General features: G+C 72.9%; 13 protein-coding genes. 6 read left to right on the top strand and 7 right to left on the bottom strand.

Features of this window, described 5'->3' with window-relative positions:
* Positions 1-244: 244 nt before the first annotated feature.
* Genes ASD48_RS08670 through ASD48_RS08660 form a run of 3 tightly spaced genes read right to left on the bottom strand, consistent with a single transcriptional unit; the run spans position 245 to position 3,315 of the window.
* Entirely contained in the window at positions 245-1,849 is a 1,605-nt protein-coding gene (locus ASD48_RS08670; RefSeq protein ID WP_057600766.1) for a hypothetical protein, read from the bottom strand.
* Positions 1,846-2,616, bottom strand: a complete 771-nt coding sequence (locus ASD48_RS08665) for an ABC transporter ATP-binding protein (RefSeq protein WP_057600765.1) — start codon at positions 2,614-2,616, stop codon at positions 1,846-1,848. Before ASD48_RS08665 ends, ASD48_RS08670 begins: the two co-directional genes overlap by 4 nt.
* A gap of 36 nt (positions 2,617-2,652) precedes the next feature.
* Entirely contained in the window at positions 2,653-3,315 is a 663-nt protein-coding gene (locus ASD48_RS08660) for a bifunctional DNA primase/polymerase (RefSeq protein ID WP_107104243.1), read from the bottom strand.
* Between the two features lie 334 nt (positions 3,316-3,649).
* Between ASD48_RS08660 and ASD48_RS08655 the strand changes: the two genes are divergently transcribed.
* Together ASD48_RS08655 and ASD48_RS08650 are read left to right on the top strand one after the other, a co-directional pair.
* Complete coding sequence (locus ASD48_RS08655) at positions 3,650-5,035, top strand: hypothetical protein (protein WP_057600764.1); 1,386 nt, start codon at positions 3,650-3,652, stop codon at positions 5,033-5,035.
* A gap of 212 nt (positions 5,036-5,247) precedes the next feature.
* The gene (locus tag ASD48_RS08650) at positions 5,248-7,077 is read left to right on the top strand and encodes a hypothetical protein (protein ID WP_057600763.1); all 1,830 of its coding nucleotides are present in this window, start codon (positions 5,248-5,250) and stop codon (positions 7,075-7,077) included.
* A gap of 97 nt (positions 7,078-7,174) precedes the next feature.
* On the opposite strand, the gene ASD48_RS08645 is transcribed toward ASD48_RS08650, so the two are convergent.
* Positions 7,175-8,503, bottom strand: a complete 1,329-nt coding sequence (locus ASD48_RS08645) for an ABC transporter substrate-binding protein (RefSeq protein WP_057600762.1) — start codon at positions 8,501-8,503, stop codon at positions 7,175-7,177.
* A gap of 118 nt (positions 8,504-8,621) precedes the next feature.
* On the opposite strand from ASD48_RS08645, the gene ASD48_RS08640 reads away from it, so the two are divergent.
* The gene (locus tag ASD48_RS08640) at positions 8,622-9,122 is read left to right on the top strand and encodes a hypothetical protein (RefSeq protein ID WP_078615735.1); all 501 of its coding nucleotides are present in this window, start codon (positions 8,622-8,624) and stop codon (positions 9,120-9,122) included.
* Between the two features lie 88 nt (positions 9,123-9,210).
* Entirely contained in the window at positions 9,211-10,095 is an 885-nt protein-coding gene (gene purU, locus ASD48_RS08635; RefSeq protein WP_057600761.1) for a formyltetrahydrofolate deformylase, read from the top strand.
* 144 nt (positions 10,096-10,239) lie between these two features.
* Here the strand turns inward: purU and ASD48_RS08630 are convergent, their stop codons facing one another.
* Both ASD48_RS08630 and ASD48_RS08625 read right to left on the bottom strand, forming a co-directional pair.
* Positions 10,240-11,751 (bottom strand): zf-HC2 domain-containing protein, encoded by a 1,512-nt coding sequence (locus tag ASD48_RS08630; RefSeq protein WP_057600760.1) that lies wholly within the window; start codon positions 11,749-11,751, stop codon positions 10,240-10,242.
* Between the two features lie 50 nt (positions 11,752-11,801).
* The gene (locus ASD48_RS08625; RefSeq protein ID WP_057600759.1) at positions 11,802-12,392 is read right to left on the bottom strand and encodes a sigma-70 family RNA polymerase sigma factor; all 591 of its coding nucleotides are present in this window, start codon (positions 12,390-12,392) and stop codon (positions 11,802-11,804) included.
* A 320-nt stretch (positions 12,393-12,712) separates the two neighbouring features.
* Here ASD48_RS08625 and ASD48_RS08620 point away from each other — a divergent pair, with 320 nt between their 5' ends.
* Entirely contained in the window at positions 12,713-13,093 is a 381-nt protein-coding gene (locus tag ASD48_RS08620; protein ID WP_020130204.1) for an STAS domain-containing protein, read from the top strand.
* 175 nt (positions 13,094-13,268) lie between these two features.
* The gene (locus ASD48_RS08615) at positions 13,269-13,781 is read left to right on the top strand and encodes an EF-hand domain-containing protein (protein WP_057600758.1); all 513 of its coding nucleotides are present in this window, start codon (positions 13,269-13,271) and stop codon (positions 13,779-13,781) included.
* 191 nt (positions 13,782-13,972) lie between these two features.
* Here the strand turns inward: ASD48_RS08615 and ASD48_RS08610 are convergent, their stop codons facing one another.
* Entirely contained in the window at positions 13,973-15,481 is a 1,509-nt protein-coding gene (locus ASD48_RS08610; RefSeq protein WP_057600757.1) for an AMP-binding protein, read from the bottom strand.
* Between the last annotated feature and the right edge of the window lie 102 nt (positions 15,482-15,583).

Raw genomic sequence — 15,583 nt, 5'->3', positions numbered from 1 at the left:
GGCGGTCAGACGGTCCCCGGGCCGCTCGCCCCGGCGGTCAGACGGGCAGGAAGCGTCTCCCGCCGCTCGCTCGACGGGCAGGCGATCGCGGGGCCGCACGCCCCCGGCGCTCGAGCGGGCGCGGGGCCGCACCCCCCGGCGATCAGCCGGCCAGGAAGCGTCTCTCGGGCCGGGCCGGGCCGGGCGGGGTGGGGTGAGGTTCGCCCCCGGCCGCTGAGGCTGCAGCGGCGGGCGCGGGCGCGGGTCAGCCCTTGCTCACCGCTGTCAGGATCTCCGGCAGACGGGTCGCCGTCCGGGGTGCGGCCAGACGCAGTCCCAGCAGCGTGATCGCCGCGCCGTACACCGCGCCCCCCGGCAGCAGCAGCCAGGTCCAGGAGTCCCCGCCCTCGGTGACGTGCAGCCAGATCGTCACCGCGATGACGGGCGCGCACAGCAGGGCGGCCGAGACCATCCCGCCGAAGATCGCGATCCAGGCGAGACCGGCCTGACCGGGGGCGACGTTCTTGTAGCCCTCCTGCGGAATCGAGTAGGGAAAGCGGGCCGAGGTCCAGGCACCCGTCGCCAGCATCGCGCCGAGCAGCGCGAGCGACAGCCCCAGCGCCTCGGGCAGCTTCGACCAGTCGCCGAGCATCGCCGTAGTCAGCACGGTCACCAGCGTCGCGTACGGCAGTGTGATCAGCAGCAGCGCCAGCGCCCGCGCGCGCAGCTCGACGTACGCGTCCCGGCGCGAGGAGATCGTCATCGCGACCATCCAGAACGCGGACGTGTCCTGCCCGAACTGGTTGTACATCTGGATGCCGAGCATCCCGGCGGCGAAGCACGCGAAGTAGATCGAGCCGGTGCCCTGCAAGGCGTTGAAGACGGGCACGATCAGCCCGATGGCCAGCGACGTCACCCAGGCCGCCTTCGTCTTCGGGTCGCGCCAGATGTAGCGCAGACCGCGCTCCATCACGGTGCCGGTGCGCCCGCCCGGCAGCAGGCGTCCGAGCCCCGAGCTCCGCCGTTCCCGCGCGGTCGGCTCGGCCGCCTGGAGCGTGGAACCGTCGGGCGAGATCATCAACCGGGTCAGGCTCCGGGTCCACACCCGCACCAGCAGCACCAGAGCGCCCGCACTGACGACGAGCTGCGCGGTGGCCGTCCCGTACGCGCCCTCGCTCACCGAATCCACCGCGCCGATCGCCGAGCCGGGCGGCAGCCAGCGCAGCACGTCCGCCGCCGGATCGAGCTGCCCGAGACCGGACGACCCGAGCCGCTGCGCCCCGAAGTTGACGACCTGCGCCCCGATCGCGATGACCAGTCCGCTCAGCACCGCGAGGTCGCGCCCCTTACGGCTGGTCAGCAGCCGGATGTTGGCCGCGGCCACGGCCCGGGCGAGGGCCACGCACACCAGCAGCCCGAGGGCGACGGCCGGTACGCCGACCGTCCACGCGGCGGCCCCGTGCGCCACCGACACCACCGACCCCACTAGCAACAGCAGCGTGAACAGGGGCCCGATGCCCACCAGGGAGGCCGCCAGCAGCGCCCGCACCAGCGGCCGGGGCCGCAGCGGAAGCATCACCAGCCGGGTCGGGTCCAGGGTCTCGTCACCGCTGGGGAAGAACAGCGGCATCACCGCCCAGCCCAGCCCCAGCACCGCCGCGAGGAGCACCACCAGCGACACCGCGTGGTCGTGCCCGCGCAACAAGATCAGCCCGAGCAGCTGAAGCGCCGCGAACAGCAGCGTGACGACGGCGGAGGCGACATACGCGGCCCGCCGCCCGCCCGACTGCCGCAGCCCGTTGCGCAGCAGCGACAGCTTCAGCCGTACGACGGTGGGGACGAGGCCCGGCGGAGAGGTCGGCTCGCTCACCGGACCGCCCCGCCGCCCAGCCAGTCGAGGTCGGAACCGGTGTCCCGGCCCTGCGCCCCGACGAGTTCGAGAAACGCCTGCTGCAGGGAGGGAGCCGAACCCCGCACCTCCTCCAGCGTCCCGTGCGCCCGGATCCGCCCCGCCGCCAGCACCGCCACCCAGTCGCACAGCGACTCGACGAGCTCCATGACATGGGAGGAGAAGACGACCGTCGCCCCGGACGCGGTGTACCGCTCCAGCACTCCCCGGATGATCTGCGCCGACACCGGGTCGACGCCCTCGAACGGCTCGTCCAGGAAGAGCACTTCGGGGTTGTGCAGCAGCGCGGCCGCTAGCCCGATCTTCTTCCGCATGCCGGTCGAGTAGTCGACGACGAGCTTGTGCTGGGCCCCGGCCAGATCGAGGACGTCGAGCAGCTGCGTGGCCCGCTTGTCGACCTCGGGGCCCGGCAGCCCCCGCAACCGCCCGCTGTAGCCGAGAAGTTCACGCCCCGACAGCCGTTCGAACAGCCGCAGCCCCTCCGGCAGTACGCCGATCCGCGCCTTCACCTCGACGGGGTCCCGCCACACGTCGTGTCCGACCACCTCGACCGAGCCCTGATCGGGCCGCAACAGCCCGGTCACCATCGACAGGGTCGTGGTCTTCCCGGCTCCGTTCGGCCCGACGAGCCCGATGAACTTCCCGGACGGCAGATCGAGATCGATTCCGGCGACGGCGACCTGCTGCCCGAACCGCTTCCAGAGGTTACGCACGCGTACGGACGTCATGCACGAACCCTACGGCGGAGACAGCGCCTCAGGGAGTCAGCGATCCCGCCCGCAGGCGTAGGCGAGCGGCGAGATCAACTCCTCCGCGTCCGGCAGCCAGCGGTTCGCGGCGGTGGGCCGGCACGCCCACTGCACGGCACCCCGGGACCCGAACCGCGTGGGCGGCGCGGCGACCCACAGGCCCTCGCCGAGCGTCAGGAGGTCGAGCGCGCCCAGCGACCAGCCCAGCTTGCGCACCAGGTCCGGCACCTTCGCCGACGCCCCGGGCAACACGAAGAACTGCATCCGCCGGTCCGGCGTCAACGTGACGGGACCGAGGGTCAGCTCCATCCGCTCCATCCGCGCCAGCGCGAGAAACCCGGCCGTCTCCGGAACGGAGATCGCGTCGAACGTACGCCCGGTCGGCAGCAGGATCGACGCGGTCGGCTGCTTCTGCCACATCCGGCGCGCGACCGTCGCGCTGCCGGTGGCCTGTGTCGCCCAGTCGGGGCGCGCGGGGTGCGCGCCCGGTGCCGCACACGCGCCGTCGCCGCAGGAGCAGCGCTGCAGTCCGTCGACGGGTTCCAGCCAGGTGCCGGGGAAGACGTCCCAATGACGTTCCTCGGCGTAGCGAACAGCGGTCTCGAGCAGCGATTCCCCGCGCTGCTTCGGGATTTGAGTGGCTTCGGCGCCCGCGATGGTCTCTTCCACGATGAACACAACTCTAGCCGTCACCAGGGGTTACGCCCGCCACAATGCGCGGGGGAGGAGCATCGATTCCGCGTCCGGGGCGCATGGGTGCACGGGCGGGGGCGCGCGGGAGGAACGGGCGCGGGAGCGGGTAACCAGGTAGAGGGGGCGGGCGTCCGCCGGTAACCCGGCAATTCTCTGTATTCCTCGGCAAGTCTTGGCAATCCTCACATGCCTCGCATTTTCGCTGTGGCTGTGGGGCATTGATCTTCTCGGCCGGAACTTTTCGGTGGAAGACACGTCAACTCGGTGTGTGGACGGGCACCCGCCGTCCCGGTCACCGCAGCCACAGGGGGTAGTGCCCATGGCCGCAAGGCCGCTAGTCGCGAGGCAGCCGAACGAACGGTTGCAGGCGCTCATCCAGGAGGCGGGGTGCTCGAACGCCGGGCTCGCCCGCCGCGTCAACATGTGCGGCGCCGAGCACGGTCTCGACCTGCGCTACGACAAGACGTCCGTGGCCCGTTGGCTGCGCGGACAGCAGCCGCGGGGCCGCGCCCCGGCGATCATCGCGGAGGCGCTGGGCCGCAAACTCGGCCGGACGGTCACGATCGACGAGATCGGCATGGCCAACGGCAAGAACCTCGCCTCGGGCGTGGGTCTTCAGTTCTCGCCGACGGTACTGGGGGCCATCGAGCAGGTCTGTGAACTGTGGCGCAGCGACGTGGGCCGGCGGGACTTCCTCTCCGGTTCGTCCGTGGCCGCCTCCGCCCTCGTCGAGCCGAGCCGCGACTGGCTGATCTCCTCGCCCGACGCGCAGGTGGCGCGGGCCGCCGGGCCCCGGGTGGGCCTCTCCGACGTCGCGGCCGTCAAGGCGATGACGCAGGCGCTGGTCGACCTGGACCACCAGTACGGCAGCGGGCATGTGCGTCCGGTCGTTGTGCACTACCTCAACAGCGTCGTCTCGGGCCTGCTGGCCGGCTCCTACCGGGAGGCGGTGGGCCGGGAACTCTTCGCGGCGGTCGCCCGGTTGACGGAACTGGCCGGCTACATGGCCGTCGACACCGGCCAACCCGGCCTCGCCCAGCGCTACTACATCCAGGCCCTGCGGCTCGCCCAGGCGGCGGGCGACAGAGGGTACGGCGGGTACGTCCTCGCCGCGTCCATGAGCCACCTCGCCGCGCAGCTCGGAAACCCGCGGGAGATCGCGCAGTTGGCGCGCGCCGCGCAGGAGGGAGCGCGGGGGCGGGTGACACCGCGCGCGGAGGCGATGTTCCTCGCGGCGGAGGCGCGCGGCCACGCGCTGCTCGGGGACGCGCGCGGGGCGCAGGCGGCGTCCGGGCGGGCCGTCTCGGCGCTGGAGGCGGCCGAGCCGTCCGCCGGAGACGATCCCGCGTGGATCGCGCACTTCGACGAGGCCTATCTGGCCGACGAGTTGGCGCACTGTCACCGCGACCTGGGCCAGGCCGAGGCGGCGGCGCGCTGCGCCGAACAGTCCCTGGCCGGGCACCCGGAGAGCCGTGCGCGCCGGCGCGCGATCGGCTACGTCCTGCTCGCCACCGCGCAGGTGCAGCAGCGCGAGGTCGAACAGGCCTGCCACACGGGCCTCAAGGCGGTCGAACTCCTCGAGACGCTCCGCTCCAACCGGGGCGCGGAGTACCTGGAGGATCTCCAGCAACGGCTGGAACCGTTCCGGGACGAGTCCGTGGTAAGGGAGTTCGGGGCGCGGCTGGAGCTGCAGACCGCGGCGTGAACGGACGGGGCGCCACCGCGTGAACACACGGGAAACGGCGCTGTCGCACGGAAGGAGGTGCGGATACGCGCAGCGCGCTCCGGAGCCGTCACCGAAGTCACTGTCCGACGGGGTGGGAGAGAGGTCACGTTCTGAGCTGCGTGGCACGGGGTTCCGGGGACCCGGTAGCGTGAGCCGACGATTCCGAAGGTCCCCCATTCGTAGGAGTCCCGGTGACGCAGAGTGGACAGGGCGAGGAGCCCTCGGCGCAACCCGCGCGCGAAGGCATCGTGCTGCCCTCCGACGGTGGGGAACCCCTGCTGCCGGGAATGACGACGAACCCGCCGCGGCCGGTACCCCGCCAGGGACCGCCGCAGGGGCCGCCGTCGGGCCACGAGTCCGGCCAGTACGGCGCTCAGCAGTACGGGCAGCAGCAGTACGGACAGGGCGAGTACGGGCAGCAGCAGTACGGCCAACCGGACTACGGGCAGCAAGGGCAGCACGCGCCGCAGGGGCAGGCCGAGTACGGGCAGCAGGCGCCGGCCGGCGGACAGACCTGGGGTGACCCCTGGGGTCCCGGCGGGCAGACGCCCGCCCCGCAGCAGTCCGCCCAGGGCTGGCCGCTCCCGGCGGACCAGCCGGACGGACCGGGCCGAACGGACCAGGGACACCAGCAGCACCAGCCTCAGTACTCGCAGCAGCCGCAGGCCCAGTGGGACAGCGGGCAGTCGGCCCCGTGGAGCGGCGGCACCCCGGCGGGCGCGGGCCCGCTCCCACCGGAGAACGTACCGGCGCCGGGCGCACCCCTGCCGCCCGCCGCCCCCGCTTCGATCGACGACGGCGCGACGCAGTACATACCGCCGGTCCCGGCCGGCCCGACCGCGGACGGCCGTGGCCCGTACCCGCCGCAGTTCGCCGGACCCGGTGCCGCCGACGAGGGCGCCACCCAGTACCTGCCGCCCGTCCCCGCCGCCCCCGCCGACGAGGGCGCGACGCAGTACATACCGCCGGTCGCCCCCGGCGCGCTGCCGCCCGAGGTTCCGGCCGAGTCGACCCAGTACCTGGGCCGTACCCCGCACAACGCCCCGGGTCCCATGCCGGCCCCCGGAACGCAGCCCGGCGCGTACTCCGACTCCGAGCCCACGCAGTACATCCCGCCCGTCCCCGCGCAGGCCGACGGCGACCGGCAGCCGCCCGCCGAGTTCGAGAACCTCTTCCGCAGCGGGCCGGCCACCGACAGCCCGGCGGGATCCACGCAGCAGCTCCCGCGCTTCTCCGAGCCGGACACCCCCGGACGCGGCCACGGCGGCGCACCGGGCTACGGCGCCGGGCCCGCGGCCCGTTCCCCGCAGGCCGCCTACACCCCGCCCGGGGACCCGGCGGCGGGCGGTCGGCGCGGGGCGCGCGACGACGGCGGTGGCCGGGGAGGCCGTACCGGCTCGCGGCTGCCGCTGTTCGCGGCGGTCGGCGTGGCGCTCGCGGTCGTCGGCGTCGGCGCGGGCGCGATGCTCGCGGGCGGAGGCGGTGGCGAGGGAGACGACAACCAGACCGTCGCCGCGTCGGCCCCCGCGACCGAGGGGTCCGCTTCGGCGTCCACCGGTGCGGCCGAGCAGCAGGCCGTCGAGCTGGACAAGCTGCTCGCGGACAGCGGCAGCAGCCGGGCCAGCGTGATCAGCGCGGTGGCCGATGTGAAGGCGTGCGGCAATCTCGCCCAGGCCGCCACGGACCTGCGGGACGCGGCGAAGCAGCGTTCCGAACTGGTCACCAGACTGTCCGCGCTGAAGGTCGACCAACTGCCGGACCACACCGCGCTGACCACGGCCCTCACCAAGGCGTGGCAGGCGTCCGCGTCCGCCGACAACCACTACGCGACCTGGGCCGACCAGGTCGCCGGCAACAAGAACAAGAGCTGCAAGAAGGGCTCGGCCCGCACCACCTCCGAGACCCAAGCCGGCAACCGCGCGAGCGGCACCGCAAGCGCCCAGAAGACGCAGGCCGCGAAGTTGTGGAACAAGATCGCGCGGACCTACGGCCTGACGGAGCGCCAGCCCACCCAGCTGTAGAAGCGGACCGGCCGGGCGCCGCCGCGGAGACGGCGCCGGCCGGGTCGGCCAGGTGGCCAGGTCCGCGAGGCCGGGCGGGTGTCCCGGTCGCGGCGGGTCAGTCGATGTCGGCCTTCTCCAGGGTCTTCGTCACGTCCACGAAGCCCTTCTTGGCGGACACCAGGCGGCCCTTCCGCACGGCCTGGAGGGTGACGTCGGCGTTGACCAGGCGGGGGAAGCCGATGGAGGCGAGCCGGTCGGTGAACCCCCAGCGGAGCGTCGGCGTGAGTCCGCCCGTGGTGACCTTCAGCCCGTTGTCCAGGGCGCCCCGTACGGAGTCGGCGGTCACCTCTCCGCCGTCCAGTGCCTCCACGGCCTGCCGGAACACGGTGTAGGCGATCCAGGTGGTCTGCACTCCGGTGTCGGTGGGGTCGATCCGGGTGTCGGAGAACGCCTCCTCGCTGATCACCTTCTTCATCGGCGCCCAGGCGGGGTCGCTCGTCACCGGGTACCAGCCGGTGACGTAAGCCCCCTCGAAGGGGCCGGAGGCGGCGCCCGCGGCGTTGATCACCGTCTGGTCGACGCTGCCGAGGACGGTGCCGGTGCGGACGTCGGGGTAGTCCGCGCGGGTGCGCCGGAACGAGTCCATGAAGGTGGCGGTGCGGTCCCCGAGCGCGGTCACCACGCACCCCTTCCCGTCCCCGGCCGATTCGCCGGTCGCGTTCTTCATGGCGGCCTCGGCCTGCGTCGCGTATTCGGTGGCGTCCTCCGGAGCCCGCTGGTCCTCGGCCTCGTTGTGTCCGCCCGCGGTCAGTCCGGCGTTGAGCATCGGGGGCAGCGCGTCGCCGGCGATGGTGTCGGGGCGTACGAGCGAGACCGGACCGCAGGTCGGGCCGAGCTCCTTGCCCAGGCCGGCCAGCAGGGAGGGCTGGCCGCCGTTGACGGGGTAGGACAGCGGGCTGGTGAACTCGGCGTTCGTGACGCCGTAGCCGCCTATGTAGGCGATGCCGGCGCCTTCCAGGTGCGGGAAGAAGGCGTCGGAATGCTGACTGTAGGAGCCGACCACGGCGACCGCGTTCTCCTTGACCGCGCGCCGGGCGCACGCCGCCGCGGACACGGTGTCGTTGTGGTCGTTGCAGGTCAGGACCTTGAGCTTGCGGCCGTTCAGGCCGCCGTTCGCGTTGATCCAGCGGGCGTAGGCGAGGGCGAAGGCCGGCATGCCCGGCTTGTTGGTGGCGGACGTCTCCTCGGGCGCCCACGTCATGACGACGATCGGGCCGTCCCCGGAACCCCCCGAGATGCCGGGGACGGCCCCGCAGCCGACGGCGAGTGACGCACAGGCGGCCAGGGCACCCGCCGAGAGGGCGGTCGCTCTGACGGACCTGGTGAAGCGGAAGGACCTGGGGAGGAAGGTGCTTCGCGGTGACGTGCGTCGCTTGCCGGTCATGGACACGCACGATTCCGTCACATCGCTAACCTGGGAGTGACCCACGGTCAACGGGTGGTGACGGCCAGGTGAATTACAGGGGCCCCTGCGGTACGGGGGAGGGGGAAACGTACGATCTATGACCGTGCAAGGTTCGGAGAACTCTTCCCGTCGCGGCCGTCGCTCCCCCACCATGGGCGGCATGCCACTCAACGACATGCCGTGGTGGCGCTGGCGCAGCAATGTGCGCTCCGCGCTGCACATGCTCTCCGACCCGGTGTTCCAGCAGAACGTCTGGCTGGCCGGCGTCGAGGGATACGGGGACGTCACCGACGCCGTGTACCGCCTCGTCGAGGACACCTGGCTCGACAACTGGTCCGCCGAGAAGTACGTCGGCACGATCTTCCGCGACTCGCAGGAGGCGGCCCTCGTGGACACCGCCGTGCTGCGGGTGCTGCGGATCATGCACCAGGTCGGGCCGGACGCCCCGGTCTCCGCGTACGTCGACCACGAGGCGTGGCCGGAGGCGGTACGGGCGGCGCGGGACGCGCACGTGCGGATGGCGGCCAGCGACGGCGACGACGCCGACGCGCCGCCGCGCACCCTCGAGGTGCTGCGGATCATGACGCGCGCCGCGTAAGCGGAGCCGGAGGGGGCGGCGCGGGGGCCGTGTTCCGCCCTGCGGAACGATTGCCCACGGCGGTGGCCGGTGTGCGACCCTGGCGGGCATGAACGCGCAGCCCACCCGAGCCCCGGCGACCGGCGCCGACCAGTACGTCCTCACCCTTTCCTGCCCCGACAAGCAGGGCATCGTGCACGCCGTGTCGAGCTATCTCTTCATGACCGGCTGCAACATCGAGGACAGTCAGCAGTTCGGTGACCACGACACGGGTCTGTTCTTCCTGCGCGTCCACTTCTCGGCCGAGCCTCCGGTGACCGTGGACAAGCTCCGGGCGAGCTTCGCGGCGATCGGCGACTCCTTCCACATGGACTGGCAGATCAACCGGGCCGACGAGAAGATGCGCGTCGTCCTCATGGTCAGCAAGTTCGGGCACTGCCTGAACGACCTGCTGTTCCGCGCCAGCATCGGCGCGCTGCCGGTGGAGATCGCGGCCGTGGTGTCCAACCACACCGACTTCGCCGAGCTGGTGGGCTCGTACAACATCCCCTTCCGCCACATCCCCGTGACGAAGGAGAACAAGGCACAGGCCGAGGCGGAGCTGCTCGAACTGGTGCGTGAGCAGGACGTCGAGCTGGTCGTGCTCGCCCGCTACATGCAGGTCCTCTCCGACGATCTGTGCAAGCAGCTCAGCGGCCGGATCATCAACATCCACCACTCCTTCCTGCCGAGCTTCAAGGGCGCCAAGCCGTACCACCAGGCGCACGCGCGGGGCGTGAAGCTGATCGGGGCGACGGCCCACTATGTGACGGCCGACCTCGACGAGGGGCCGATCATCGAGCAGGAGGTCGAGCGCGTGGGGCACGGCGTCACGCCGGACCAGCTCGTCGCCGTCGGGCGGGACGTGGAGTGCCAGGCACTGGCGCGGGCCGTGAAGTGGCACGCGGAGCGGCGGATCCTGCTCAACGGGCGGCGCACGGTCGTCTTCGCGTAGCCGTCGCGGGGTGGGGCGGGGCTGGGCGGGCTGCCGGTGCAGGCCCGTCGCGGCCCGACCCGGCAGCCCGCAGGCACTGCCGGCCCCGCGCCGGCCATGTCCCGCCGTATCGGGCCGCTCGGGTCCGCATCCGGCCGCTTCGGGCTACATCCGGCTCAGTGACGCCGCCGCGAACAGTACGTCCCTGATCGCCTCGCGGTCGCCCAGCTGGCCCGCCGCCGCCTCCTCCGGGGAGACATGGCCGGCGGCCAGGCGGCAGAACTCCACGTCGTCCAGGGCGACGTGGGCCACCTCGTGGTCGGCGGAGCCCACCGCGCCCGGCGAATCCAGCGGGATCAGCCACTCGCCGCCGCCCGAACCCTCGATCTCCAGACGCAGGCTGCGGCCGGGGCGGCCCGCGGTCACCAGGTGGCGGGTGCGCGAGGGCGTGGCGAGTCCCGCGCGGCGGCGGGCCGCGAGGGTCTCGGGCAGCATCCGCGCGGCGAGGTCGATCATGCCGTGCAGATGGCGTGGGGCGGGCGGCGCGTAGGGGTAGTCGACCGCTTCCGCGATGTCCTCGGCGTGCACCCAGCACTCGAAGGCCCGGTCCAGCATGGCGTCGCGCAGCGGCAGTTCGAAACCGCCGTACGACACCGGCATGGTGCCGGGGCCTTCCCCGCGCCCGGCTTCGCTTGCCCGGGAGGTGCCCCCACCCGTGAAGGACACCGTCCGCACCAGGGCGTGGGTCTGCTCGCGCCAGGGGCCGCGCACCGAACGGGTGGGCGGGAAGTGCGAGCCCGCCCAGAACGACTCGGTGCGCCGGGCCGGCGTGTCCACCGGGCCGCCCGGCCCGGCCGACCCGTCGCGCCCGCCGGCCTTGTCCGACTTGCGCGTCTCGTCCGGCTCGTTCGTCTCGCCGGTCGCGCCCGGCCCGTCGCCGGTGGCGAACGGTGCCAGCGGGTCGTCCAGCCCCAGGGCGACGGCCACCAGCCCGTCCACGGCGAGCAGGTGGGCGATCACTCCGGCGACGGTGGTCCGGCGGCTCGTGGCCCCCTCGCCGCGGAACCAGCGCAGCCGCACCGGCGCGTGCCACTCGGCGTCCCCGAAGTCCTGGAGCAGGGCGTCGAGCCGCGCGGTCTCGGCGTCGTACGAGGCCGCCCAGACAGGCACCGGGATGCGGGGCGGACGCCGGGTCAGGCAGCCGTCGAGGACGCGGGTGCGCAGGCCGGGGTCGAGGTCGAGGCTCTCCGGGCGCTGGAGCAGGCCGACCGCCTCGCGCAGCCGCCGTGCCTCGTCCGCGCAGGCTCCGCAGTCGCCGAGGTGCTCCTCGACGGCCGCCGTCTCCTCGGCCGAGCAGGCCGCCAGCGCCCAGGCGCCCAGCAGGGACTTGAGCACCGGGTGCTCGAGCGTGAGCGGTCCCGGGCCGGCGGGCTCCGCGGGCGGCAGCGGCAGCCCGCTGTCCTCCACGGAGGCGCGGGGGAGCGGGATGCGCGGCGGGCGGCCGTGTCCGCCCCCCGGCGGCGTGCCGTTTCGGTCACCGGAAGCCTCGGCACCGGGACCGCCGGGACCGCCGGGGCGGCTCGGTGCGTTGCCGTCGTCGCTGGACGCCGTTGCCCTGCCGTCCTCCGTATCCCTCTCCTTGTCCCGCTCCTCGTCCCGCTCCTCGTCCCTCTTCATGTCCTCTTCGTCTCCGCCGTCTTCGGGCGGCGGGAACACGTTCTCGCCACTCACGCCGCACCCCCGTACTCGGGCGGTGCCCCGGGGGCCGCCGAGTCGTGGGCGGTGGAAAGGAGTTGCAGGCCGAGGCGGAGCCGGCGGCGGGCCTCGTCCTCGGTGACGCCCAGGTCGGCCGCGGTCTGGCGGTAGTCGCGCCGCTGGAAGTAGGCCAGTTCCAGGGCTGCGCGCAGCGGGGCGGGCATGGCCTGGACGATGTAGTCGGCGCGGGCGGCGACGGAGGCGTGGCGCACCCTGCGTTCCAGTTCCTCGGTCGCCTCGGCGGAGCCGGGGCCGGCCTCGGCCAGCGCGGCGGTCTCGGTGGCGCGCAGGCGCTGCACGGCGAGGTGGTGGGTCAACGAGGCGACCCAGGTGCGCAGCGGGCCCTGTTTCGGGTCGTAGGCGTCGGGGTGTTCCCAGACATGCGCGAAGACCTCGCGGGTGATGCCGTCGGCCGCCCGTTCGTCTCCGAGCACGCGGTGGGCGAGACCGTGCACGAGCGAAGCGAATCGGTCATAGAGCTCGCCGAGGGCGGCCGCCTCACCGCGCGCGAGTCGCTGCTGCATCTTGCGGTCCCAGCGGGGCGGTGCGTCCTTCTTCGCCATGCGGCCCCCTCACCCGTGCGCGTGCCTCTGCCTGTGCGTGTGTCCAGCGTGCGTCCACCGTCACCTCGAAATGTAGTCGGCACGTCCGACAACGCACGCCCCTTTGTTTCAATGTGCGCCCCCTGTCCGCGAGGGGGTGGTATGGGCGGCGCGTACCCGACGCAGAAGGATCGAACCGGACGGGATGTGACTGGAACAAGCCTCTTTCTCTTCGTTTCTGTTTTTCCTGCGGTGTTTCGGGGCACGGCCGCTGGGCAGCCGCGCTGCATGGAAGCGAAGGGACAGCTTCCGTTTTCCGCGAGCTACAGCGAGCGAAGGGCGTGGTGGTGGCCTTCAAAGTGACCGGCTGGGAGCAGGGCGGATGGGCCGTGCTCCAGGTGTCGGGCGAGCTGGATCTGGTGACGTCGCCGGTACTGCGTCAGAAGGTGCACGACGAGGTGGCCGAGGGGCGCCACAGTCTCGTCCTGGACCTCTCCGAGGTGTATTTCTGCGACTCCAGCGGCGTCGGCGTCCTCATCGCCTCGCGCCGCCTCATCCGCTCCTGCCGGGGGCGGCTGCGCCTGATACTTCCCGCGCGGGGCGCGGCGGAGGACTCCCACGTCAACCGGGTGCTGGGGGCGCTGGGCGTCCGCCGCCTCTTCGACGTCTACGGGGACCTCGCGGCCGCCGTGGACGACGGGACGGAACCGCTCTCGGCGTAGGCCCGCACGTTGCCCGGACGGGGCTCCCTCCGCTACACCCTCGTCCCGGAATTTCCCCGGTCTTGGTACAGGCGTCGCTTTCCCGCCGCCCGGGAGCCGCCGACGTCGTACGCTCCCTGCCGGAACCACTCCCAGCAGCATCTCCACGCGATGACGTAAGGCGGCCCGAGAAGACATGGTCAGCAGCGAGTACGAACGCAGGATCGCCGCCCGGTTCGCCACCTTCGACCAGGACGGCAACGGCTACATCGACCGGTCGGACTTCGGCGCGGCGGCCAAGGCGCTGCTCGCCGAGTTCGGTACCGCGGCCCGGTCCGACAAGGGGCAGGCGCTGTACGCGGGCGCCGAGGCGTTCTGGCAGGGCATGGCGGGCATCGCCGACCGGGACGGCGACCAGCGCATCAGCCGGGACGAGTTCGTGAACGGCGCGGTCAAGCGCCTGCGCGACAATCCGGAGCGGTTCGCCGAGATCGCCCGCCCCTTCCTGCACGCGGCCCTGGACATCGCCGACCCCGACGGCGACGGCCGGGCCACGGTCGCGGACACGGTACGGGTGCTCAGGGCGCTCGGAGCACCCGAAGAGGTCGCCCGGGGGGCCGCGGACGTCCTGGACGCCGACGCGGACGGCAAGGTCGGCGAGGCGGAGATCGTCCCCGCCTTCGCCCGCTACTTCACGATCGCCGAGTAGCCCCCAGCCGACCGGCAGCCACCGCGGGCGGGGAGATCACCCGACCGCACGCACCAGACGGCACGCACCCTCGCCCGAGTCACGCTCGCCCGAGTCGTGCTCAGTCGGCGAAGCGCTGGCCCGAGTCGCGCTGGCCCGAGTCGTCCTCGCCCGAGTCGTCCTCGCCCGAGTCTCGCTCGTCCGGGCCGGGCTCAGTCGGCGAAGCGTTCGCGCAGTTTGTATTTCAGTACCTTGCGGAGCGTCTCGTTGCGCGGCAGGGCGTCCACCACCTCCAGCCGCTCCGGCAGCTTGTGGACCGACAGGCCACCCGCGCGCAGATACGAGGCCATCGCCGTGAGCGTCAACGGCTCCCCGGCCCCCGGCGCCCGTTCCACCACCGCGCACACCAGCTCCCCGCGCTCCGCGTCGGGCAGACCGATCACCGCCACGTCCCCGACGGCCGGGTGGGCGGCGAGCAGGTCCTCGATCTCCTTGGCCGACACGTTCTCCCCCTTGCGGATGATGACGTCCTTCAGCCGCCCGGTGAGGACCAGATGCCCGCTGTCGGTCACATGCCCCAGGTCGCCGGTGCGCAGGAACCCCTCCGCGTCGAACGCGTCGGCCGTCTGGGCGGGATCCAGATACCCCTGGCACACGGCCTCGCCGCGCAGCCGCACCTCGCCCTCCACCACGCGTATCCGCATGCCCTCCGGCGGCCGGCCCTCCGTCGTCGCGAGGTTCTCCGCGGTGTCGTCCGGCGCTCCCATGGTGATCATCGGTACCTCGGTCATCCCGTACCCGTGTGTCAGCTGCACCCCCATCTCGCGCACCACGGCGTGGTACACCTCGGGCGGCTTGGGCGCTCCGCCGCCCGCGAGCAGCCGCAGCGAGGGGATCAGGGGCGTGTCCGGCCGTTTGCGCTGCTCGGCGAGGAACATCGAGTAGAACGCCGTCGATCCGCCCGCGACCGTCACCCCGTGCCGCCGGTACCCGTCCAGCGCGTCCGGCAGCGCGAAGTGCTCGAACATCACCGCGGGGAAGCCGTAGAGCAGCAGCATGACGGTGTAGTCGGGGCCGGCGATGTGGGCGTACGGGAACGCCATCGAGCCGACGTCGTCCGCGGTGAGGCGCAGCGCGTGGGCGAGGCAGGAGCCGCCCGCGATCAGCGAACGGTCGGTGTGCAGCACACCCTTGGGGTCGGAGGTGGTGCCCGAGGTCCAGTAGATCCAGCGCACCGACGTGCCCTCGGCGGGTGGCGGCGGGAGTACGGCCGGATCCCCGTCGGGCAGTTCGTCGTACGCCTCGAAGACGCCCTTCGCGCCCAGCCGCCGTGCCATCTCGCCGTGGTCGAAGCCGCGCCAGACGCCCGGCACCGCGAAGAACTCCGCCTTCGACTCGCGCAGCGCGAAGCCGACCTCGCGGTCGCGGTAGAAGGGGATGACGGGCGACTGCACGGCCCCCAGGCGGGCCAGCGCGAAGGACAGGACGGCCGTCTCCAGGCGGGTGGGCAGCTGCCAGGCGACGACCGTGCCGGGGCGTACGCCCATGTCGTGCAGCCCGGCCGCGACCCGCTCGGCGCTCTCGCGCAGCTCGCCGAAGGTCAGGGCCCGGTCGTCCTGGAGGAGGACCCGGCGGCCGGGGGTGAGGTCGGCGCGGCGGGCGAGCAGGTCCCAGAGGGTGCGGGACGCGCTCAGCTCGTGGGCGGTGGCGGTGTCGTTCACGTCGGCCCCCTGACGTAACTGACGGGCTGTCAGATTTGGGCAGAGCGTAGGGCCGGTCGCCTTGTCGGTCCAGGGGGCGGGGGCTAGCCTGCTGGGGAGAAC

The sequence above is a fragment of the Streptomyces sp. Root1310 genome, from assembly GCF_001426425.1.
In the GTDB taxonomy this organism is placed as follows: Bacteria; Actinomycetota; Actinomycetes; order Streptomycetales; family Streptomycetaceae; genus Streptomyces.
This window is presented reverse-complemented; position numbering and strand designations above follow the sequence as displayed.